Source organism: Synechococcus sp. UW106, assembly GCF_900474015.1.
GTDB lineage: Bacteria > Cyanobacteriota > Cyanobacteriia > PCC-6307 > Cyanobiaceae > Parasynechococcus.
Genome location: NZ_UCNV01000008.1, coordinates 93,069 through 112,166, shown reverse-complemented (window position 1 = coordinate 112,166; position 19,098 = coordinate 93,069). Strand labels below are relative to the sequence as shown.

The following is a 19,098-nucleotide window of genomic DNA, read 5'->3' as shown; positions in this document are numbered from 1 at the left end:
CATCAGTACACCCGGCTAATGACCAGGGCGGACCAGTCGCGGCAGAGCATCCCGATGTGCTCGACCCTGATCACACCTGGCTCGTCCACCGTGAAGTCCACCTTGTCCCCCATTCCTGGAAGGATCGTTTTGTGGATGCCGGTGCCAATGGTGATCTCGTAGCCCCCGCAAGATCCGACCTGAGCACACTGAACCCGCCAGCCGGTTTGCCTAACGAGTGGCCGCATCCAGCCGCCGTCGTTTGCGATGTGATGGGGTGACTTAGGGGCCGAGGGCGGGATAGCGCCTTTGTGTTGATAGGGAACCTGGATCCCGTTCACGTTGAGGCCGAGTTGTTTGTTGGTGGCGTAGGTCTTGCGGATACTCATTCCTGGTCAGCTCCCTCACGCGTTTGCTGATTTGCCCGACGGGTGAGTTCGGCCTGGAGCACTTCTGCGGATACTTCTTTCAACCCATTGCTGGTTTCCGCTTGCATTGCGTTGATGGCCTCTTGTGCAGCGCGAATCTCCTCGGCCACTGACTGACCCTTGGCTTGCTCAGCCTCTGCAATGGCAGCCGCTTTGGCCTCAGCAGCTTGGACCTGGAGCTTGGCGGCGAAGTATTCAGCAGCCTTGGGGGACTCCTCCTTGAGCGCTTCAATTACTTGCTCCTGGCCGTAGCGCTTGATCGTTGATGCCAGCTCGTAGTCCAGGGCAGGGGAGTCGCGCAGGATCTCTTTCTCGGACATAACTGCCAGGGCACCGACATCAGCAGCGAACTGGTTAAAGACGCTGTTGCGCTCGGATTGCGTCAGGCCAGTCTCCTCAAACTGCGCCTTCTGGTAACGCTTCTCGGCAGCGGTGGGCTCGGCATAGCCACCATCAATCACCCAGTCAGGAAGGTTGCGGTAGGCGACGTCCTGCAGGTCTTGGAGCTGATACAGCTCACCAAATGACAGGCCCCTGGTCTTCTGGACGTTGATGCGCCAGTTCTGGCCAAGGTGTGGACGGGGAGCCTCTGTCCTCTCGTGGCCGAAGCCATCTTGGAACAGTTCTGCCCGCTCATCATTCGTAAGATATTTGGCTCCTTTGCTCACCTCTCGGGCTTGCTTACTTGATTCGCCACCGAAGGCATCGAGGAACAGATTTTCGCTGGAGGGCATCACGCGTGGCTCCGAATTTATTTGCGCCCTAGTCTTCCTATTCTAAAAAAAGCTAGCTCACTGAAATACCGCTTTGGAACTATAGATAGAACCGAGCTGTGTTGCTCTCTGCCGCATTTATCGTGGCTAGACCTATCATTTGTGACCTGAGTTGTGTAGACCGCGATCCACTCGCTACCAGTATTTTTAAGTCAGAAAAGATCCTCGGCATAAGCTACGAATTCGAGGGTGGCTCTATTGATTCACAGGACGAGATCGTCCTCTCAAATGGCCTCGGCAAGACCGAATTAGTGAAGCGCAGTACTGACGGAAAGTCTGGCTACGTGAGCTTCGGCAACCATGGCTTTCCCTGCGGCAAGGCCCGACTGCGGTTCTATACCCAGGACCATGAAATGCGCAGAGCCAGGGTGATCGTCTGGGTCACTGGCCAGCGGGTCGAGATCGAATCAATTTAAGCGGCAACCTTTTACCGATGGAATTAGAAAAATGCACTACACGCAGGAATCAATTACCCAGACCAAAGAGGGGCTCTACTTCTCAGACCACTTCCTCCAGCAACTCCTCGACCGAGTGGATGTTCTGGACCGGGCTGGACGCGAGAAGGACACGAAGGCCCTCTTTCAGGAGTTCAACGTCTTTCGCTGAGCAGGTCGACTAGGCGGAGCATCACTTCCATTGAATCAGCTCTCCATCGGTCCGTCTCCTCGCGGTCCATCTCGTAAATGGCGATGAATCCATCAATCCTTTTCCTCTGTTCAAGCAGCTCAGCTTTGATGTCGATCTGACCGCCATCGAGACCGTTGACCTTTCGATCAATGATCTGGAAGTGACCCTGTTCGTTTCTGTTCTGATGGATCAGGTTCCGGGTGATGCCTTCAATCCTGCGGCTATCGACTTCGCGCTGATGTTGCTTTGACTTCTCAGAGGTGCGTGTTGACCAGAAGTCTTTTTCTTCCTGCGTCTTCAGGCTCCGGTCAATTGCCTCAGGGCGCTGGGGCAATGCGGGGTAGGTGTTCGCGGAAACGTCGAGGCGGCCGTGTTCGGCTTCCCATTCGCGAATAATCCGCTGCTCAAAGGGTTCATCCCACGGATCGCTTGTGTCAATGATTGGCTCACCAATTTCTTGGTGACTCCTGATCAGCTCCTGAATGGCTGGGTGGTTGGGGTTGTTGAACGTCTTCATAGCTCTCGAAATTGGTTGGTTGATTGGTTGGGTGTTTCCGGCGTTACCGGCGTGCGTTCGAGGTGCTGTGGCCGTCTCCAGCCGTGATTCAGATCAAGGCCCTGTGATGCGTGGATCGTCAGCCTAGTGGCATGGTGAGACTCAGGCAAGGCTATTGACACTACCCATGGTGTCTCGGGGGTCAGTCGAGGGCCTTCCTGAGTGCAGCCTTGGCGTCTTCCTCGGTCGAAGCGATCTTCCAGGGCAAGGCATCGTGGACCGTGGATACCGCCGTTGCCTTGTAGAGCTGGCCGTATGTCTTTTGGAGCTGAGCAACGCTCGTCGACACCAACTGGGAGACCTTGTATTCATCCATCCCTGGCAGGGCAAACAGTCGCTTGACGGTCAGGTGGCGCAGATACCGGAAGGTCATGTACTCCAACCAACGCGGGGCCTCTGGGTACGCCCGCCGCAATTTCTGCTGAGCAGAGGCAGTCAGTCGGTTGCCAGCAAACAGTTCCTCGTCGGTGGGGTAGCGGCCACGGTGTTGCAAGGCTTCGATCTCCTCAGGCACCTCCCACAGCCGCCATACGTTCCATGCGTTCTCATCCCCGAGCAACAGGCTCGACGTGGCATCGCAGTAGACGATCCGATCGGTAGTCCGCTTTGAGTCGACATAGCGCATGATCGATTTCGGTCCAGGGGTGATCGGCCCCCGTGGGATCTCCATCGAGAAGACGGCGTTAGCTCTGCAGCCAGTACAGGCGACCACTCGAAAGATGTAGCGAGCCCAGTCAGGGATCTTCTCCAGGTTGTTCAGCTCCCGATACAGCAGCTTCTCGTCGACACCATGAACCTCACGACGCTTTGCACCAGGGTTCAGATACAGCAGCCCTGATGGCACCTCCAACGGGATACCTGCCTCTTTGGCCAGAAGCCTGCACGCGGTGGTGCGTGATCGGCGTTCCCTCTTGGTGCGATCAGTGGCACGGATGCAGTCGAGAAGGGTGTTGGCAGTCAGGCCCAGTCCCCGCTCGGTAAACCAGCCGACGGCAGCCTCAAGTGCTCTGACCTTTGCGTGAGTCGTTTCCTGCCTTAAACCCTCATCAAGGATCGACTGACGAGCTGCAATCTCTGTTCGCCTGAGAAGTCCAGCGGGTGGGATGCGGCCACTGGTGACCTTGCCTGTTGTCCTTTCCGCCAGCACTACCTTCGCGGCTTCGTATGCCTGGGTCGGGGAGGTGGCATCGAGCTGGAGGGCCTTGCTCTTGCCGTCGACCTCGAACAGCACCTGATACACGGTCTTGCCACCGCGCTTCGCAGATCGGAGCCTCAGACCCTCGACCTCAGGGAACAGGCTTCGCAGCTCCTTGGTTGGTTCTGCCCAGGCTTGCTTTGGCATCAACCCGAAACTTCCTGCGCATCTAACGTACTAGAAATGTTTCACTTCTGCCATCTAAGAGCCTCCTAATAGCCTGCTAGCACTGGCGTCAAGCCCCCTGATTAGTGCTCAATGCGCATCGAACGCTCGATGGCGGCCTACTGGCGCAACAAGGGGAAATTGCTTTGTTCCTCATGCCTCGACCGTCAGAAGATGCCTGTGAAAACGGCAGAGGGCGACCAAAACAAAGGCTCTTCCGAATTCCGTGCCAACAGCAACAAAAGCTGACGCCATCTGTGGGAATGATGCATAAGCCTCTGCCCCTGAACCATGGGTTTCCTCGCCGTCGCCGGATGCATGCTTTTGGCCACAGCCATGTCTGCAGCACTCACCACCAAGCCTTCGAAAGCCTGAGCGATCTGTAAGCAACTCACAAGCATGAAAGAAACCGGGCCATGCCCGGTTTCTTTTTTTGGCTCGACGCTGATGTGCAGATCAATCACAACTGAGGCATAACGGCACACCCACAGCCATGGCTCTTTTCTTTCACCAAAGAGATTTAGAAGTGCAAAACAAGCGTGCAAGGGGAACCCGCGTGGCTGTAGATCCTTGATCCCACGAAGGATTTCCATGGCGAGCATCAGTCGAATCTGCGCCACCTCCAAGGGCTCAACAATTGATGCCATCGGCCAGGGCCGTTATCGCGTCTGCAATCGTCAGGAGGTGTGCTCAGAAGTAGAAGGCCTTTGGCAGGCCTACGAGACCCTGCGGCGCCAAGAACAATCCTTAGGTTGATCCACGCCATCAAGAATAGGTATCAACACTTACAGCGCCACTTTGTTCAGTACGTAACACTTAGTGCACCCCGGTGAGGGGTAATGCGTCGACTCCAGGAGGGCTTAGGGAACCCTCCTTTTTTATGTGTGGTCTTCAGAGGTGCAGGCTTCCCGCGCTGTCTTCGCCGAACTCCAAATACAGACACCGAGCGTCTTCGGCTCGCCCGCAATCAATCAGGTGTTGAACCCGTTCACGCCACCATTGCGACACCCCAGAACTCAACTCCTTGTTGGGCAGACCTCCGAAAGATTCACTCACAGCAATCATTCGTGTTGAACAACGCTAAGGAAGGTTATTGATGCACCGATTTGGGCTGTTACCTGCTGTTAGCAGCTGTTGTTACCCAACCGAATGGTTCTGCAAAATCGACAACAAAAATCGGTGTGTAGCCGTTCAACCGCCTCAAGAGCAGCCCTCGTGATTGACACGACCAGACGGGGCGAATGGGGGCTTTCAGTGCTGAAGCTCAACCGAAAGTGTTGCCGTTCCAGCCCCAGCAGCTGGCCTGGACATCTTCAAAGCCGATGTATACCCGACTGGCGGGGATCCCGGTGCGCACCTGGATCAGTTCACAGAATGCGGCCGTCATCGGTACTCCCGTCTCCAAGAGGGTCATCACGTAGGCCTCCGGCTTGCCCGTTTGATTGGCCAACTCGGAGGAAAGCTCCTGCAGCAAAGCCGATCCATCCTTAAGGGCCGGCAACGATGTGCGCACATTGATGAGGGGAATTGCGGCAAGAAAGCTAGACAAAGCCTGGCACTCTCCAACAGCGAGTGCCAAGCATGACTAGCGATCAACATCAAACATTTCCAAAAGAAAAGATCCTCAATCTGAACAGCGTGCCTCAAAAAAAGCTCGTAAGTTCCCTAAGAAAGTGATCAGTGCCATGATCCTTCTTCATTTCTTTGGGCTGGGAGATGTTATGCGCCGTTTTGAACTTGAGCAGATCACAGGCCTAAAATTAATGGGCTTCAGGCCTCTCAGCCTCGACGAGTTGATGCATTGGTCACAACACATTGCCGATCAACAAAACTGGGATGTTGATTCGATTCGGCAAGATGTCATAAACATTTGGCTTGATCAAGCCGAAGACATCACCTGCTGGAGACAGCGATTGGATCGGGCCCCGGCCGAAGTGGAACTACTGGCCGGCATTGGCGATCAGAACACATGGAGAGATCATTGGGAAGGCATGCTGCGCCAAACACCGCGTGCTAGCTGGCAATAACGAGCGAATTCAATGACAACCTGCCCACCGATCAGCGGCCGCGAACAGGACGTTGCAGCCTTGATGCTCAAGCCACGTCAGGCCTGGTCGACCAGCGCGATCAAGTTTGAGCAACTTCGTTCGGGATTTGCCTGTGCTCTCCACATGCACCAACCGACGGTGCCAGCGGGAGCGGGCAACACATTGATTTCCCATCTTCAGTACATGCTGGATCACCCCAACGAAGGTGATAACCACAACGCTGAACCCTTCGCGCACTGCTACCGCCGTCTTGCCGAGCTCCTGCCAGAACTGATCAACGAGGGCTGCTCCCCAAGAATCATGCTCGACTATTCCGGCAATTTGCTCTGGGGAATCGAACAGATGGGGCGTCGCGATATCGGCGACGCACTTCATTACCTGGCCTGTGATCCCCTGATGCAGGAGCACGTGGAATGGCTTGGAACGTTCTGGAGTCATGCCGTTGCCCCATCAACACCGATCCCAGACCTGAAACTGCAGATCAGCGCCTGGCAACAGCAGTTCGAGGCCTGTTTCGGCAGAGCAGCATTGGAACGCGTCAAGGGATTTTCCCCACCGGAGATGGCACTACCGAACCATCCCGACACCTTGTTCGAATTTGTCAAAGCCCTGAAGGATGCCGGATATCAGTGGCTACTGGTCCAGGAGCACAGCGTCGAGCGCATCGACGGCAGCCCACTGCAGCGCGACCAGTGCTTTGTTCCCAATCGGCTTCTTGCCAGGAACAGCAAAGGCGAGGAAGCCTGCATCACAGCGCTGATCAAGACCCAGGGCTCAGACACCAAGCTGGTGGGACAAATGCAGCCTTATTACGAGGCGCTTGGCTGCGACCGCCAACAGCTCGGCGAGGTCGATGTGCCATCGCTCGTAAGCCAGATTGCCGATGGAGAAAACGGGGGCGTGATGATGAATGAATTCCCTGAGGCGTTCCGTCAGGCCAATCGCCAAATCCGTGACAACCCCAATGGCACAGTTGCCATCAATGGCAGTGAATACATCGAAGCACTTGAGCGGAGCGGGGTGAATCCCAGCCACTTCCCGACCATTCAGGCTGTTCAGCAACACCGCCTCTGGAGTGAGGCGGGGGACAACGCCACTGCAGACGGTATTCAGAGCGCGATCAACAGGCTGAGTGCCACCGATGCCGGTTTCAACATGGAGGGAGCGTCTTGGACCAACAACCTCAGCTGGGTGGAGGGTTACGCCAATGTGCTGGGCCCCATGAATCAACTGAGTGCTCAGTTTCATGCGCTGTTTGATCAGACAGTCGACAGAGACTCTTCGATCACCTGCACGCAGGCCTATCAAGAGTCGCTGCTCCATGTACTGCTGCTGGAAACCAGCTGTTTTCGGTATTGGGGGCAAGGCGCATGGACCGATTACGCACACGAGATCCATCGCCGCGGAAACGAACGCCTTAGACAAGAGGATTGTTCCAAGCTGTGCAGCTAAGCCGCCACCGCCGTGAACCAAAAACTGAGAAACGCTTTACAGAGCGTTACATTCGTGTAATGTAGGTGCTTCCGCAGGTCAAGTCATGGGCGACTACACGACGGCGATCATCGCCATGGTTGGCATCGGCATTGTGCTAACCGCAGCTGTCGTGTTCGCCTTGATGCAACCCAGCGACCTCCCCCCTATCGACGAGAACCGCAACTAATCATGGGGATCGCGACTGAGCTTCTGATGGCTATTTCTGAAATCGGGATCGCACTTTTTGTCGCGATGTCACTTCCTGCTGCCGAATCACCGAACTGATACTCAGGCGGCACCTTTCAAGTGAAACTCAAGGTAAATCGAGGCTGCATCCCTCTCACGGTCAAGTTCGACTAAATCACTGCATCTTGTTTGCATCCAGCCATCTGTCTCTCTCCAGATTTCAAGCCGATAACGTCGTTCGAGGTTTTGTCCAGATCCTTCCAATGCTTCACTACGAGCTTCCTTAAAACGTAGTGAATTGATGATGACACCGTTTTTGATGTCAACGTTTACCCATCGAGATGTTTCAGAGTTGAGGCCCAGGAGCCAAAGGACTCGGCACGTTGAGTAAGTCTTGTTCAAGATCACGCAGCAGAAGCGCCAGCCCCACCCCCATCAGCGCGAGAGAAGCACCTCGCTGCTGATCACCAGCAGCCTCAACGCATCGAGCGAGCTCAAGATGTTGCGACCAGGAAAAGTGCATGAAAACCATCAATCAATCCCATCCTGAGAAATATCCAGACGAGACAGACCAAAAAGCGACGACAGGCAATGCTCTGTCATCAAAACCATGTACGCACCAGAACACATCCGGCCTGAAACGTACCTGTTGTTACGACGACGCAGGAGCAGACCGATACTTTGAGCCCAACTTGCCGACGTCACCATGGAGCCCATTGCTCTGACACTTGGCCAACAGTTCGACCTGGAACAGCGGACTCGAGACATCAGCAGGATCACCGATGTCAAAGAGCTTCAGGAGATGAGCAAAGACCTTCTCTTGGCATGGCAGAAGGAGATCGCACGCTCACGGGCGGCAGCCAGCTCACAACGCAAATAATGTTTGATTACAGTTGTCGCACTTCTTGGGTTAGTTGTGAACCTAAGTCTGCCTCAGCAATTCGAAGCTGAATCGATCAAGCGATCCATCGATGACACCAATGACCTGGAAACCTTAAAAGCCCTTGCAAGAGAACTTGCTGATCTTTACGTGCGACAGAGAGCAGCAACAGCATGGGTGATTGCTGAGCGTTAGCCGCTACACCTTGCTGTCTTTGCGCCAGCGTCGTTCCAAGCGCTGACGGGCTTCATCAACCGTTTGTTGATTGAAAGGGTCAGCTTTCTTGCGGTAAGGACGCGTGATCGACCAAAACTTGACGGCAGAAGCAAACGCCACAACCAACCAGGCCAGCACAATCCAGCTTGGATTCGACATCCTCTCCCACGCAACATCACCATGATGGCGAAGCTGGTGCCCATCAGCTCTATCGGACCTCCAACCAGCACAAACAGTGGATCCTGAAGCTCGTCAACTCGTGATCAGTCAGCTTGTGGTGATTGCACTGCCGGTAGGAACCCTTTTCGGGGTCTGGCTTTGGATGCTCAACTGGAGCGGACGTTCCCGCAGAGACCAGTGACCTTTCTTGCCGGCCTACTGGCTCCAATCCTGATGTTGTTCCATCTCGTCGGCCCCGTTCCTGCCGATTTGGGAGTCAGCAACGGTGAGCTCCGTGCTTGCAAGACGACCGCTCACTGCGCAAGGGAAGTCTGGGCGAGCTCAGATCCAACCGCAGATTTCAACAAGCTGAACACGCTGGTTCGGCAAATGCCCCGAATGGTTGTCGTGAACGAGAGGGAGGCCTACTTCCATGCGGAGGCAAGCAGCGCATTCTTCGGCTTCATTGACGACCTAGAAGTATTCGCAGACGAGGACAAGAGCCAGATTCAGGCACGCTCCGAGTCTCGGATTGGTGACTCTGACCTTGGTGTGAATACCGCAAGGATTTCGGAGCTTCGGACCGCCCTAGAGCGCTGAAGGATCCTCACACCTTGGCTCGACGCATATTGCGCACATCCAAGATCAACTCCTTCATACCCGCCACGAATCCGAAAGCAGCTATCACCACAATTCCGGCTGTTAGCACAGTTTCCACAAGCGCGCGAGGGTCAAACCAATCAGACACGGCATGAACCATTGATCTGAACTCGTATTAGCCAGAGCCCGATAAAATGCCACGACGTGGCGCGATCGAACAACACAAAACGTCAGACATGCACGACATCATCTGCCCCAACTGCAACACAGCCTTCAAGGTGGATGAGGCTGGCTATGCCGACATCCTGAAACAGGTCAGAGATAGAGACTTTGAACAACAACTGAATAAACGACTTGCACTGGCGGAACAGGACAAGCGCAATGCCATCGAATTGGCCATTGCCAAAAAAGACACAGAAATGCAGACGCTTGAAGCCCAACTCAAGCAAAGTGCGATGCATCAAGAATTAGCGATTAAAGATGCTGTCAATAAAGCCGAGAAGCAGCGAGATCGAATCGCCGCCGAACTACAGCAAATGCGTGAACATCAGGCGACACAGCAACGCCTCGCAGAGACCAGATTCGCCAAAGAGATGCAAGCTGTGACGCTTCAGAAAGATAGTGAACTTCGTGATTTACAGGCACAGCTGAATGCCGGTTCGATGCAACAGCAGCTAGCAGTGAATGAAGCAGTTAGCACGGTTGAGAAGCAAAGAGATGCTCTCCAAAGTGTTTTAAACGAAACAGAGCTGAAGCATCAACTGGAATCACAATCGCTCAAGGAGCGCTATGAAACCCAGCTCAGTGACCGAGATCAAGCCATAGAACGACTGCGCGACATGAAAGCGCGACTCTCCACCAAAATGGTGGGAGAAACCCTTGAACAGCACTGCGAAACCGAATTCAACCGCATTCGTGCTGCTGCTTTCCCGAAGGCCTACTTCGAAAAAGACAACGATGCCCGCAGTGGTAGCAAAGGCGATTACATCTTCCGCGACCAAGACGAACTCAGCAATGAAATCATCTCAATCATGTTTGAGATGAAAAACGAAGCCGACACAACAGCCACCAAGAAGAAAAACGAGGATTTTCTCAAAGAGCTCAATAAAGATAGAAATGAAAAGAACTGCGAGTATGCAGTTCTTGTATCGCTCCTCGAGCCCGAAAATGAGTTGTACAATTCAGGAATTGTTGATGTTTCTCATCGCTATACAAAAACCTATATTATTCGGCCACAGTTTTTTATTCCATTTATCACGTTGCTACGCAATGCTGCTCTTAAATCGCTTGAGTACAAAGCAGAGCTTGCCCTTGTAAAAGCTCAGAACATTGATGTAACAAACTTCGAGAACGATCTCGAAACCTTCAAAACGGCATTCTCACGAAACTACGACCTTGCCTCGAGACGCTTCCAAACCGCGATTGATGAAATCGATAAATCCATTGATCATCTCCAAAAAACCAAGGATGCACTGATGGGAGCCGATCGAAATCTTCGCCTCGCCAATGACAAAGCGCAGGATGTCACCGTTAAAAAATTGACCCGTAGAAATCCAACGATGGCAGCCAAGTTTGCCGATTTAGACAATTCAGCTGACCAACAATCCGCCTAAACGATGCCTTCCAGCCCACGCAACCGTATCGGCGAGGTTTACGGCAAGCTCACTGTAGTGCGCGCTTCCGAACGTCGAACCAAAGCAGGGAACGTTTACTGGTGGTGCCGCTGCAGCTGTGGAGCAGAGCGAGAGGTACCCAGCGACAAATTGTCGCTCAACACAGCGCGTCGCAAACCCACCGTGAACGCTTGCGAGCGATGTGCGAGAGAACTCCAAATTGAAGGGGTTTATCGCAAAAACGATCGGGAGGAAAAAGAACGACGCCAAGCAGCTGTTGAGGCCAGATCGATATTGGTAGGACAAGTTCCCGAGCGATGGCTGAAGCTACCCCTTACTGATGCTCATGCTCGAGAGCAAGGAAAAAAACTCTTTTTTCGCGGAACCACCTGCCTTCGTGGACACTTAGCGCCCTATCGCATCAACGGCGGCTGCTTGGCTTGTTCTGGTCAGACGCCATCTGCGGCAAATTCGCCATCAACCAAGCCCACAGGGTCATGATTGCGGCGCCGAATGCCAATAATGCTAGGAGTTTGGATTCCATTTAGAGAAAGTCGAAATCGTCTTCAGAGTCACCAGAAAATGCATTCATAACGAGTGCTGAAAAAGGGACAAATACAGCTGCAAGCACAAGTATTTCCACGGGCCTGAGAGAACTCGATCAAACTTAACCGGATCCACTTTACAAAAAGTCATCAGCGCTACCGTTCCACTGGGGTAAGTCCAAATACTCAATTCTCTGCCGTCATAGGCATTTCACTCTGTTGTCAGCCCTGAGGGCCGAATCAGACTGAGCTGAGTCGCAAGACGAAGATGCCAAAGATGCTTAGAGCGGCCTCGGAAAGAATCCGCAGCCTGCTGAAGCCGCCGGTTCAGCAGAGCATTTCCGAAGACCGGCTCCGCAATGATCGGCAGAGCTATTTCGCCATGACCCGAGCCCTGAGCGATGCCCAGCTCGAATGGCGTGATCCTGAACTCACCTCACGCTTATGGCAAGAGGTGGTCGACCGTGGCATGGATCGTGGTCGCATCCTTCAACTCCTCTTCAGCGGTGAGGAACCCCATGACGACGAAGCTCTACAGAGGTCTGACATGGCCTATCTCCAGCTGATCGATCCCAAAGATCCCTGAAGGAGACTTCCTTCAAATCTCAAACACAGTCCCCAGAAGCATGGCGGGATGGGTCGAGTCTCCTGCTGTGCTGCGTTCGAGTTGAACTGCCATGACGCAATGGGCAATGAATCGAACTGCCGATAGAACAGCCAGGCCAATGCACAGGGGGCAGTGCGTGATGGTCAAGACGAAGACCTGCTGAAGGTGATGAACCTATCCCAAAGCAGAAGCGTGGAAGCGCCACCATCTCTTCAACAAGCGTCACGCAAAAGAATGCAGGCAGCAAAGCAGTCCATAGGTCTTAAAGCCGAAGCGGGGCATCAGACCGTTGAGCCGCTGCCGAATTGCTGAACGCGTTTCGCGCTGATCCCGCCAAGGCTTGTCACGCCTGGCGAGGGGGGTGGCCACAGAATCTGCCCTGCGTCAGGACGAGAGGGTGGCTGTTAAAGTCGATGTTTATTGCTCTCTTTCGGGGAACGGATGAGTCAGGTCACAGTCGGCGAGAACGAAGGTATTGAATCCGCGTTGCGTCGCTTCAAACGCTCCGTCGCCAAAGCCGGCATCTTTTCTGATCTGCGTCGGATCCGTCACCACGAAACCCCCGTTGAGAAGTACAAGCGCAAGCTGAAGCAACGCTCCCGCAACCGCCGCCGCTGATCCAGCAACGTCGAATCGACGAAACGGGCCCCAGGGCCCGTTTTTTTATGAGCCATCAATTGCCCATAACAGACACCGCCGAAGGGATCGGTTTCACCAGAAACGTCCAGGGCTTGTGTACTGCTTGAACTGCTCGTCTCCTAAGGGCGGAATGTCACGGTACGTCTCTGTTTTCGCCAGAATTAATCAACGCTTTAGACCGACAAAAACCACCCGATGGTGTTGTTCAACCCATTTTGTCCCATCAGTGCAGCAAAAATTGCCGGCCTGAAGGCCACCATCGTCTTGCTGTTGGTGTTGCTGATGAAGTCAAAACTGCTTCGAATCAAAATGTCTCTTCTGGGCTCTTTTCTGGGATTCGCCATGTTGGTGGGCTTCCTGATGAGCGCTGGATTTTTGACAGTGATCAGCGGCGGAGCCATTGCCTACGCCGCCATGCAGAACCGGAGCAACTGAGTCATGCGCAACCGTCTTCCCTTCTTAAGTGGTCTTGCTCTGGCAACACTCGGTGTTTCAGGCCTGGCCGGTGGAGGTCTGCTTTGGAATTTTCAGGGTCGTACTTTGGGGCTTGGCAGCACCGTGACATCCTTGGTGCTTCTGGGGATCAGCTTTGTATTGCTGCGACCTGAACCGCGAGTCCTACCCGTTGTATCCAGCGAAGACACCCAGCCGCTCAAAGTCAGAGCACCTCAGGCTTCATTCCTCGGCTTGATCCTCGCCACCATCGGAACCCTCGGCATGGCTGGTTCGGGGCTACTTTGGAATTTTCAGGGCCTGGCGTTTGGACTCACTGGCACCCTGACTGCCGCAGTCGCTCTTCTGCTGAGTCTTGTCTTTCTCTGGCCCCTCGGCTCAACCAAACTGACCGGACAAGGTGACACCTCGTCTGTTGCAATCAAGCCAATCAAGGTGGAAGCGGTTTCGCAAAACCCAACACCCACACAGACCACTGCTGAAGCCATTGCCGAAGTGTTGGCATCTGAACAGAAAGAGAGTTCAGAACCGACACTCGTGAATTACGCCCCTCTGCATCTTCTTCCAGGGCAACGTTTATCAACACGTGCCAGACGCGGAGGAAGTTCTCTTGGTCGTTATCGTTCGATGGCTAAAGATCTTTTCCGGAGCTGACGTCTCTCCAGACATTACGGAGCTGGCGATGCCATGGAGTGATGTTGACATCACGGCGATTTTCTCTTTTAAACGATCCATCAACACTGAAACCGGCTTCTTCCATGTCCCGTCGGAGACGTCGGGTGATTGGGATAAGCAAAATTGACAGAACTAACGCTGCAAGTAACAAAAAAGGAAGTAGCGAAAGCAGCCAAATAGTGCTCACCAGAGTGACCGTTGCTGCAAGACCGGTTTTTAGCCAACGAGGCATGTTTATATCCCGTTGGCCAGGCAGTTGTTTCATGATTCAGGATGTTCACTCAGTTGGAAAAAATCCTCTCAAGTTCACGGTGAAACACCTTGGAACTGAGCGGTTCCCCTAAGCGTCTGCGACGTCTTTGTCTCAGCATGACTCCAATCCAACTGATCTGCAGGACAATCAGCAGAGAGGAGATGATCAGAAAAGGCGTCGCGAAATCATTCCACTCCATCCTTGCTCAATAACTGGATTGAGGCAGGGTGAAGCCAGACTGCATATGTCCAAAATCCAGCAGCACGTAGGTCAGCCAGATCAATACTGCTGCGACACCAGCGCCGGCAGCAACCTTGGCCAATGAACGACCAATCATTTCCAACAGACTGACCTCTTTCATTGCGTTGAACCAACTCTTTCGATTCTGACGCCTCTTCACCCCAAACCGTAGCCAGCCAAGAAAAAAGCCCCGCAAGGCGGGGCTAGGTCAAACGATCAATCGAGGATCTTCAACGTCCGGCAACTGCTTCTTCAAGAACACCGCTCTTGGAGAAGCCTTCATTCAGCTCAGCAGAAAACTCCATGTTTGGCTCTAGACGACGAGCGATGAGCTCATCAATGGAGAACACACCAGGTCCACAGGCCAACACGGCAACAGCTGCCGCGAAGTACAGCCCGAGAAGCTCGAGCAGATAGATGTTGAAGCCGGCTGTGACGATGGCGTGATAGATGGCGACGGAGATGGTTCCCGCAACCGCCAATGCCCCCATCCGCGTCAACAATCCTGTAATCAGCAACCAGCTTCCGATCACCTCCGAGAACGCCGCGACATAGGAGAGCAGGATCGGAAAAGGCAGATGCAACGGACGAACGAATGCATCGGCAAAATTTTCGATATTGGCGAGCTTCTCGTAGCCGTGGTGAATCAGCAGAGCTCCCGTGAACACCCGGAGGACAAGCAGACCCAGGTCGCCTGCAATGGGACGGGAAAGGATGGCGCGAATCACTGCAAAGCCAATCGACTACACACAATTTAAATAAGTTGTGTGTTGCAGTGCGGGTCCGCGCCGAAGGGCGGCCCACTGATGAGTACTTCTACTCAGCTCGCCTGGGCGACTCAGTCGTCATAGACCAGGCACTCAGGCTCATCGGGATTCTGCTCGCAGAACAGTTCCAGGGGAGAGGGGTCATGGGGATCATCGGGAAATTCCTTTTTGTGATCCAACAACCACTGCAGCTCTTCCGTGAGATGACGCACTTTGCCGTCGTTGTGATCAGACAGGGCCTTGAGGAACTCCTCTTGATCCTTCTGAATGTGCTCGTCAATCGTTTTCATGACTTGAACCGTCATCTGTCTGACATTTGGTTGTTAGCGAAGACGACCCATTTCGATCAGTCGGTAGATCTACCTTTGTGGTCGAAAGCACACAACAGCTCATCCCAAGAACCCATCACGTCCTGTGACATCGAGGTAGCCATCTGACGCTCCCCGAAGGAAAGTCAGGGAGGCTGATCATCCAGTGCATGCCGTTTTCCGATCGCAGTGTTCTGACAGGACTTCTTGTCTTTGCCGTAGGGGTTGTGCTCGGCATCGGGATTGGTTCGGCTAGCGCCGTATCGGCCCTGACCCAGGGGGCACCCGATGTTCTCCAGATATGGTCCGGGGTTGTGGCGCTCCCTTGAAGGCTTGACTCCGCATCATTTCCCGCCTATCAGATGCTGAAATCGGGTGAGCTGCGCGATGTTGTCACATGACCGCATGATTTTCAGTCGTGAGAAAAGAACGATTCGGCAATTGCTTAATCGTCTGCAGCGGATTTTGTTTGGCTAGTTAGCGCGTTCCAATACTGATATTTCCAACACCAATCAGATGTTCGAGTCGCGCTGTGAGCTTCAACTCAGTGCGATCAAAGCCATCCTGATTGCCCGAAACGTAAGCAAGCTCTTCGGTGGTGATCACCTGGTGGGTGACAGCATCAAGGTAAATCTGAACCAGGGACATCCTCAACGTCACCATTCGAGGGCCATCCTGGCAACACTGGAGTGCAAACGGCGAATCGAGCCGCGAACGACAGAACTATGGATCGGCAGACCATTCAGAACCTGATCAAGCAATGCAGCGTGGGACTGTTTGATCTGGCCTGTGCCGTCAGCGGACATCCAAGCTGGGATCTGAACCTGCCTGTCGGAGTGATCGATGCAAGACGCACCAAACCGAAACTGATCGTGAGTGCAATCGGCACGATCAACTCGACGTTGAAGGCCTCATCCACCATTGCTCACCCTTTGATGGTGCAGCTGTTCGAGCGTTTTGAGGACGTGGGCTTGGAACAAGCTCTCACCGAAATGAAGAACGGAGAGGAGGGAGAGGCTTTCGCAGAGGTTTGGCAGGCTTACAGGGATGAACGCCGTTGCGGTGATGCCCCAATGTGGAGCATCGAAGACGCCACGGCCTTCGTCGTGCAGTCTCGTGAGGCCCACGCTGACCGAGAGGTGGCCTGCGTCGCCGTTCTCCCTGGGGAGCCCCATCGCATCATCACGTTTTCGGTGCCCATTGCCTTCCTGACACGAGATTGAACAGGCCTATCGCGATGCGCCAAGCCAAGCAGGCATGAGTGTTTCCGAACTGCTAACCCAAATCGCCCTCTTGGGTATTGCCATTGGAGCCAATGGCCTATCAGCACTAGCGGGCGGTGGCGCTGGACTGGTTCAACTCCCAGCGCTCATCCTTCTTGGCCTTCCATTTGCCATGGCACTGGCCACTCACAAGGTTGCCAGCGTTGCTCTGGGGCTCGGAGCGACGGGGCGTCACTGGCGAGCCAGCAGCCTTGACCTCAAACGCTCTGCAGTGGTGCTCGGTGCCGGTTTACCAGGGGTCTGCTTGGGCGCCAGCATGGTTCTTGCCCTGCCAGATCAAGCGGCCACCGCAAGCCTCGGCCTGCTGACGCTGGGGCTGGGGCTTTACTCGGCGCGGAAACCAGATCTGGGAACGATGGACGAGCTCCGCCCCCTGACGGCCAGCACCGTCGGAGTCGGAGCCTGCGGACTGTTCATCATTGGCGTCCTCAACGGTTCACTGACCTCCGGGACAGGTTTGTTTGTCACCCTTTGGCTGGTGCGCTGGTTCGGACTGAGCTACGCGAGAGCCGTAGCCCACACGCTGGTTTTGGTGGGGTTGGGATGGAATGGGATGGGGGCGCTGGTGCTGGGTTTGAGCGGAGAGATCCGCTGGGACTGGCTGCCAGCACTGGTTCTCGGGTCGCTCATCGGAGGCTTTCTGGGCGCCCACTACTCACTTGTGAAAGGAAGTCGTCTGGTCAAACGATGCTTCGAAATCTTGGCGCTGCTGATGGGGGGATCTCTTCTAATCCGCTGTCTCTGAATCGGAGCCCTCAAGGAAACGCCCAGAGAATCGCGTTGCCAGTACCACCGTTGCAGCCCCGTAGGCAATGAACGTCACCGCCTGACCAGCACTGGCTGTTTCATAGACCTCACCCGTCAGCAACATCCAGTCCATCAGGGACGCCACAGTTCCCCAAATCACCACCCAGACGGACACATAAGCAACGCCACGAAAGGTCCGATCCACAAGCCCAGGGGTTAATCCTCTCAACGCTAAGGGAAGCTGGTTGAACAAGGAGGGCCGGCGGCTCCCGTAATGTCGGTGATTGATCCAATTGAGGGGATGCCGAAGAAACGCCGCAAGCTCAACAAGGACATGGAAGCGGAAATGGCCGCTGCCAAGCGAAAAATTGAGCTAGTGGGCGCGCTGATCAACGACATCCGGAATGAGGACATTCAGGCTGAGTACCTCGGCGCCTTCACGCAGATCCGAAGCGCCGTGGTGAATCTCATCGCTAAGTACACCACCGACGGATTCTGCGAAGAAACAGAAGGCCTGCTCGCGCTTTACAAGGGCCTAATCCAGCAATTTGAAGAGGAGTACGAGCTCTGAAGAGGAGATCACGTCGGTCGTCATGGGAACAGGCACTGACGTAGGGCACCGTTTAAGTTCATCAACCTTTGTTCCAAGCCATGGCTCTTCGCCAGAACGACCCGCAGGTGTCACCACTGCGGCTGAAGATCACAGTTTTGATCGCCGGCTTCGGGCCACTGCTCGCCGTCGGCCTCTGGCTGCAGTCCAAAGGTTTTTTCAACTGACGCCATGCACCGTTTTCTCGCCACCGCTGGACTGCTGTCCCTCGGCATGCTCCCCAGTCTGAGCTGGGCCGAAACCGTCACGCTAACCCTGCGCAACGGAGACAGTCTTCACGGGGAACTGATTGAGCGGAATTCAGAGGATGGAACAACGGTGCTCAACCACCCCCAGTTGGGGCGGTTGGAACTCACCGCAGAACAACTCCAACCGGCCGAAACCAAGCCCCTCTGGACGAGCTCTGTGTCCGCGGGTCTCATCGGAAATGAGAAGGACGGCGACAGCTCCATGTCGATCAGCTTCACCGGAAAAACCCGCTACAAAGATGAACAGCAGAAGCTGTCGTTGAGTGGCAGTTTCAATGCAAGCAAGTCGAAGGATTCGGGGGAGGCACTCTCCATCGATACGGAGAAGGGATCCGCGGAACTCCGATACGACAAACCCTTCGGATCCAACCTCGATTTGTTTGCTCTGAGCAGTTACCAGTACAACGGCACCAATGATTCCGGGGTGAACACCGTTCTGGGAAACATCGGTGTGGCTTTCCCACTGATGAAGTCAGAAACAACTGATTTCACCGTGTCCATCGGCCCTTCGGTGCAGTGGAGCGGAGGAGGCATCACCTGTGCCAGCGACACATCTTGCGGCAACACCTACGGCGGCGCAACGCTCACCGCAGATCTCAGCTGGAAACCCTTGCCAACTCTGAAGTTTGGACTTCAAAACCAATTCACAACGGTCTGGGCGAACGAGATTCAACCAGGCAACACCCTTACCGCTGAGGTCCGTTACTACCCCGCCGTGAACAGCAAGTTGTTCACAACATTGCGGGTCCAATCGATTTACCAAAGCATGAGCACTCCACAGGTGAACAACACCATCACAGCTCAGGTGGGCGCCGACTTCTGATG

At 54.4% G+C, this 19,098-nt stretch carries 36 protein-coding genes; 20 read left to right on the top strand and 16 right to left on the bottom strand.

The window, feature by feature from the left end; all coding sequences use genetic code 11:
* Positions 1-2: 2 nt before the first annotated feature.
* The gene (locus DXY30_RS05305; protein WP_115093677.1) at positions 3-368 is read right to left on the bottom strand and encodes a hypothetical protein; all 366 of its coding nucleotides are present in this window, start codon (positions 366-368) and stop codon (positions 3-5) included.
* The gene (locus DXY30_RS05300; RefSeq protein ID WP_115093676.1) at positions 365-1,141 is read right to left on the bottom strand and encodes a hypothetical protein; all 777 of its coding nucleotides are present in this window, start codon (positions 1,139-1,141) and stop codon (positions 365-367) included. The genes DXY30_RS05305 and DXY30_RS05300 overlap by 4 nt, the downstream gene beginning before the upstream one ends.
* Before the next feature lie 98 nt (positions 1,142-1,239).
* On the opposite strand from DXY30_RS05300, the gene DXY30_RS05295 reads away from it, so the two are divergent.
* Positions 1,240-1,596 (top strand): hypothetical protein, encoded by a 357-nt coding sequence (locus DXY30_RS05295; protein ID WP_115093675.1) that lies wholly within the window; start codon positions 1,240-1,242, stop codon positions 1,594-1,596.
* A gap of 31 nt (positions 1,597-1,627) precedes the next feature.
* On the top strand, positions 1,628-1,786 hold the full coding sequence (locus DXY30_RS13995) for a hypothetical protein (protein WP_170951150.1): 159 nt from the start codon (positions 1,628-1,630) through the stop codon (positions 1,784-1,786).
* Here the strand turns inward: DXY30_RS13995 and DXY30_RS05290 are convergent.
* The 3 genes from DXY30_RS05290 to DXY30_RS13990 all read right to left on the bottom strand — a co-directional run bounded on the left by DXY30_RS05290 (position 1,770) and on the right by DXY30_RS13990 (position 4,325).
* Entirely contained in the window at positions 1,770-2,324 is a 555-nt protein-coding gene (locus DXY30_RS05290) for a hypothetical protein (RefSeq protein WP_115093674.1), read from the bottom strand. The two genes, DXY30_RS13995 and DXY30_RS05290, sit on opposite strands and share 17 nt — an antisense overlap.
* Before the next feature lie 181 nt (positions 2,325-2,505).
* Positions 2,506-3,705, bottom strand: coding sequence for a hypothetical protein (locus DXY30_RS05285; protein ID WP_115093673.1), 1,200 nt, complete (start codon positions 3,703-3,705; stop codon positions 2,506-2,508).
* A gap of 185 nt (positions 3,706-3,890) precedes the next feature.
* Positions 3,891-4,325, bottom strand: coding sequence for a hypothetical protein (locus DXY30_RS13990; RefSeq protein WP_170951149.1), 435 nt, complete (start codon positions 4,323-4,325; stop codon positions 3,891-3,893).
* On the opposite strand from DXY30_RS13990, the gene DXY30_RS13985 reads away from it, so the two are divergent.
* Positions 4,315-4,479 (top strand): hypothetical protein, encoded by a 165-nt coding sequence (locus DXY30_RS13985; protein WP_170951148.1) that lies wholly within the window; start codon positions 4,315-4,317, stop codon positions 4,477-4,479. The two genes, DXY30_RS13990 and DXY30_RS13985, sit on opposite strands and share 11 nt — an antisense overlap.
* A gap of 135 nt (positions 4,480-4,614) precedes the next feature.
* On the opposite strand, the gene DXY30_RS13980 is transcribed toward DXY30_RS13985, so the two are convergent.
* Both DXY30_RS13980 and DXY30_RS05280 read right to left on the bottom strand, forming a co-directional pair.
* Positions 4,615-4,779 (bottom strand): hypothetical protein, encoded by a 165-nt coding sequence (locus DXY30_RS13980; protein ID WP_170951147.1) that lies wholly within the window; start codon positions 4,777-4,779, stop codon positions 4,615-4,617.
* A gap of 208 nt (positions 4,780-4,987) precedes the next feature.
* A complete protein-coding gene (locus DXY30_RS05280) occupies positions 4,988-5,251 on the bottom strand; it encodes a phenylpyruvate tautomerase MIF-related protein (RefSeq protein ID WP_115094200.1) in 264 nt (87 codons plus the stop codon).
* Positions 5,252-5,408: 157 nt separating this feature from the next.
* On the opposite strand from DXY30_RS05280, the gene DXY30_RS05275 reads away from it, so the two are divergent.
* From DXY30_RS05275 to DXY30_RS14545, 3 genes are all read left to right on the top strand, one after another.
* Positions 5,409-5,750: a hypothetical protein gene (locus DXY30_RS05275; protein ID WP_115094199.1), complete on the top strand. Its 342-nt coding sequence runs from the start codon at positions 5,409-5,411 to the stop codon at positions 5,748-5,750.
* Positions 5,751-5,762: 12 nt separating this feature from the next.
* Positions 5,763-7,223, top strand: coding sequence for a glycosyl hydrolase family 57 (locus DXY30_RS05270; RefSeq protein WP_115093672.1), 1,461 nt, complete (start codon positions 5,763-5,765; stop codon positions 7,221-7,223).
* Between the two features lie 85 nt (positions 7,224-7,308).
* A complete protein-coding gene (locus tag DXY30_RS14545) occupies positions 7,309-7,431 on the top strand; it encodes a hypothetical protein (protein WP_256359541.1) in 123 nt (40 codons plus the stop codon).
* Between the two features lie 345 nt (positions 7,432-7,776).
* Here the strand turns inward: DXY30_RS14545 and DXY30_RS13975 are convergent, their stop codons facing one another.
* Positions 7,777-7,953, bottom strand: a complete 177-nt coding sequence (locus DXY30_RS13975; RefSeq protein ID WP_170951146.1) for a hypothetical protein — start codon at positions 7,951-7,953, stop codon at positions 7,777-7,779.
* A gap of 183 nt (positions 7,954-8,136) precedes the next feature.
* On the opposite strand from DXY30_RS13975, the gene DXY30_RS13970 reads away from it, so the two are divergent.
* The gene (locus DXY30_RS13970; RefSeq protein ID WP_170951145.1) at positions 8,137-8,310 is read left to right on the top strand and encodes a hypothetical protein; all 174 of its coding nucleotides are present in this window, start codon (positions 8,137-8,139) and stop codon (positions 8,308-8,310) included.
* Between the two features lie 198 nt (positions 8,311-8,508).
* Here DXY30_RS13970 and DXY30_RS13965 read toward each other — a convergent pair whose 3' ends face one another.
* Positions 8,509-8,685 carry a hypothetical protein gene (locus DXY30_RS13965; RefSeq protein ID WP_170951144.1) on the bottom strand — a complete coding sequence of 59 codons (177 nt, stop codon included), beginning with the start codon at positions 8,683-8,685 and terminating at the stop codon, positions 8,509-8,511.
* Positions 8,686-8,919: 234 nt separating this feature from the next.
* Between DXY30_RS13965 and DXY30_RS05260 the strand changes: the two genes are divergently transcribed.
* The 4 genes from DXY30_RS05260 (at position 8,920) to DXY30_RS05245 (ending at position 12,029) form a co-directional block, all read left to right on the top strand.
* Entirely contained in the window at positions 8,920-9,285 is a 366-nt protein-coding gene (locus DXY30_RS05260; RefSeq protein ID WP_115094197.1) for a DUF1499 domain-containing protein, read from the top strand.
* 236 nt (positions 9,286-9,521) lie between these two features.
* Positions 9,522-10,898, top strand: a complete 1,377-nt coding sequence (locus DXY30_RS05255) for a DUF2130 domain-containing protein (RefSeq protein WP_115093670.1) — start codon at positions 9,522-9,524, stop codon at positions 10,896-10,898.
* Between the two features lie 3 nt (positions 10,899-10,901).
* Positions 10,902-11,399, top strand: a complete 498-nt coding sequence (locus tag DXY30_RS14420) for an early protein (E6) (RefSeq protein ID WP_115093669.1) — start codon at positions 10,902-10,904, stop codon at positions 11,397-11,399.
* Positions 11,400-11,711: 312 nt separating this feature from the next.
* Entirely contained in the window at positions 11,712-12,029 is a 318-nt protein-coding gene (locus tag DXY30_RS05245) for a hypothetical protein (RefSeq protein ID WP_115093668.1), read from the top strand.
* A 12-nt stretch (positions 12,030-12,041) separates the two neighbouring features.
* Here the strand turns inward: DXY30_RS05245 and DXY30_RS13960 are convergent, their stop codons facing one another.
* Positions 12,042-12,197 (bottom strand): hypothetical protein, encoded by a 156-nt coding sequence (locus DXY30_RS13960; RefSeq protein ID WP_170951143.1) that lies wholly within the window; start codon positions 12,195-12,197, stop codon positions 12,042-12,044.
* Positions 12,198-12,491: 294 nt separating this feature from the next.
* On the opposite strand from DXY30_RS13960, the gene rpsU reads away from it, so the two are divergent.
* The 3 genes from rpsU (at position 12,492) to DXY30_RS05230 (ending at position 13,796) form a co-directional block, all read left to right on the top strand.
* A complete protein-coding gene (gene rpsU, locus DXY30_RS05240; protein WP_009790002.1) occupies positions 12,492-12,668 on the top strand; it encodes a 30S ribosomal protein S21 in 177 nt (58 codons plus the stop codon).
* 216 nt (positions 12,669-12,884) lie between these two features.
* On the top strand, positions 12,885-13,124 hold the full coding sequence (locus tag DXY30_RS05235; RefSeq protein WP_115093667.1) for a hypothetical protein: 240 nt from the start codon (positions 12,885-12,887) through the stop codon (positions 13,122-13,124).
* 3 nt (positions 13,125-13,127) lie between these two features.
* Positions 13,128-13,796: a hypothetical protein gene (locus tag DXY30_RS05230; RefSeq protein WP_115093666.1), complete on the top strand. Its 669-nt coding sequence runs from the start codon at positions 13,128-13,130 to the stop codon at positions 13,794-13,796.
* On the opposite strand, the gene DXY30_RS14305 is transcribed toward DXY30_RS05230, so the two are convergent.
* From DXY30_RS14305 to DXY30_RS05215, 4 genes are all read right to left on the bottom strand, one after another.
* Positions 13,774-14,082: a hypothetical protein gene (locus DXY30_RS14305; RefSeq protein WP_244281287.1), complete on the bottom strand. Its 309-nt coding sequence runs from the start codon at positions 14,080-14,082 to the stop codon at positions 13,774-13,776. The genes DXY30_RS05230 and DXY30_RS14305 overlap by 23 nt on opposite strands.
* A gap of 193 nt (positions 14,083-14,275) precedes the next feature.
* Positions 14,276-14,431 (bottom strand): hypothetical protein, encoded by a 156-nt coding sequence (locus tag DXY30_RS13955; protein WP_170951142.1) that lies wholly within the window; start codon positions 14,429-14,431, stop codon positions 14,276-14,278.
* A 109-nt stretch (positions 14,432-14,540) separates the two neighbouring features.
* Positions 14,541-15,038, bottom strand: coding sequence for a DoxX family protein (locus DXY30_RS05220; RefSeq protein ID WP_115093665.1), 498 nt, complete (start codon positions 15,036-15,038; stop codon positions 14,541-14,543).
* Between the two features lie 110 nt (positions 15,039-15,148).
* Positions 15,149-15,367, bottom strand: coding sequence for a CP12 domain-containing protein (locus DXY30_RS05215; protein ID WP_115024259.1), 219 nt, complete (start codon positions 15,365-15,367; stop codon positions 15,149-15,151).
* Positions 15,368-15,555: 188 nt separating this feature from the next.
* Here DXY30_RS05215 and DXY30_RS13950 point away from each other — a divergent pair, with 188 nt between their 5' ends.
* Positions 15,556-15,714 carry a hypothetical protein gene (locus DXY30_RS13950; protein WP_170951141.1) on the top strand — a complete coding sequence of 53 codons (159 nt, stop codon included), beginning with the start codon at positions 15,556-15,558 and terminating at the stop codon, positions 15,712-15,714.
* A 148-nt stretch (positions 15,715-15,862) separates the two neighbouring features.
* Here DXY30_RS13950 and DXY30_RS13945 read toward each other — a convergent pair whose 3' ends face one another.
* On the bottom strand, positions 15,863-16,033 hold the full coding sequence (locus DXY30_RS13945; protein ID WP_170951140.1) for a hypothetical protein: 171 nt from the start codon (positions 16,031-16,033) through the stop codon (positions 15,863-15,865).
* Positions 16,034-16,110: 77 nt separating this feature from the next.
* On the opposite strand from DXY30_RS13945, the gene DXY30_RS05210 reads away from it, so the two are divergent.
* Complete coding sequence (locus DXY30_RS05210) at positions 16,111-16,608, top strand: hypothetical protein (RefSeq protein WP_115093664.1); 498 nt, start codon at positions 16,111-16,113, stop codon at positions 16,606-16,608.
* Between the two features lie 34 nt (positions 16,609-16,642).
* Positions 16,643-17,413, top strand: a complete 771-nt coding sequence (locus DXY30_RS05205; protein ID WP_115093663.1) for a sulfite exporter TauE/SafE family protein — start codon at positions 16,643-16,645, stop codon at positions 17,411-17,413.
* Here DXY30_RS05205 and DXY30_RS05200 read toward each other — a convergent pair.
* The gene (locus DXY30_RS05200) at positions 17,396-17,620 is read right to left on the bottom strand and encodes a hypothetical protein (RefSeq protein ID WP_115023489.1); all 225 of its coding nucleotides are present in this window, start codon (positions 17,618-17,620) and stop codon (positions 17,396-17,398) included. The two genes, DXY30_RS05205 and DXY30_RS05200, sit on opposite strands and share 18 nt — an antisense overlap.
* A gap of 96 nt (positions 17,621-17,716) precedes the next feature.
* Between DXY30_RS05200 and DXY30_RS05195 the strand changes: the two genes are divergently transcribed.
* The 3 genes from DXY30_RS05195 to DXY30_RS05190 all read left to right on the top strand — a co-directional run bounded on the left by DXY30_RS05195 (position 17,717) and on the right by DXY30_RS05190 (position 19,096).
* Positions 17,717-17,986 carry a hypothetical protein gene (locus DXY30_RS05195; protein ID WP_115024260.1) on the top strand — a complete coding sequence of 90 codons (270 nt, stop codon included), beginning with the start codon at positions 17,717-17,719 and terminating at the stop codon, positions 17,984-17,986.
* 80 nt (positions 17,987-18,066) lie between these two features.
* A complete protein-coding gene (locus tag DXY30_RS14540; RefSeq protein ID WP_255453056.1) occupies positions 18,067-18,192 on the top strand; it encodes a hypothetical protein in 126 nt (41 codons plus the stop codon).
* Positions 18,193-18,196: 4 nt separating this feature from the next.
* Entirely contained in the window at positions 18,197-19,096 is a 900-nt protein-coding gene (locus tag DXY30_RS05190) for a DUF481 domain-containing protein (protein WP_115093662.1), read from the top strand.
* The last annotated feature ends 2 nt before the right edge of the window (positions 19,097-19,098 follow it).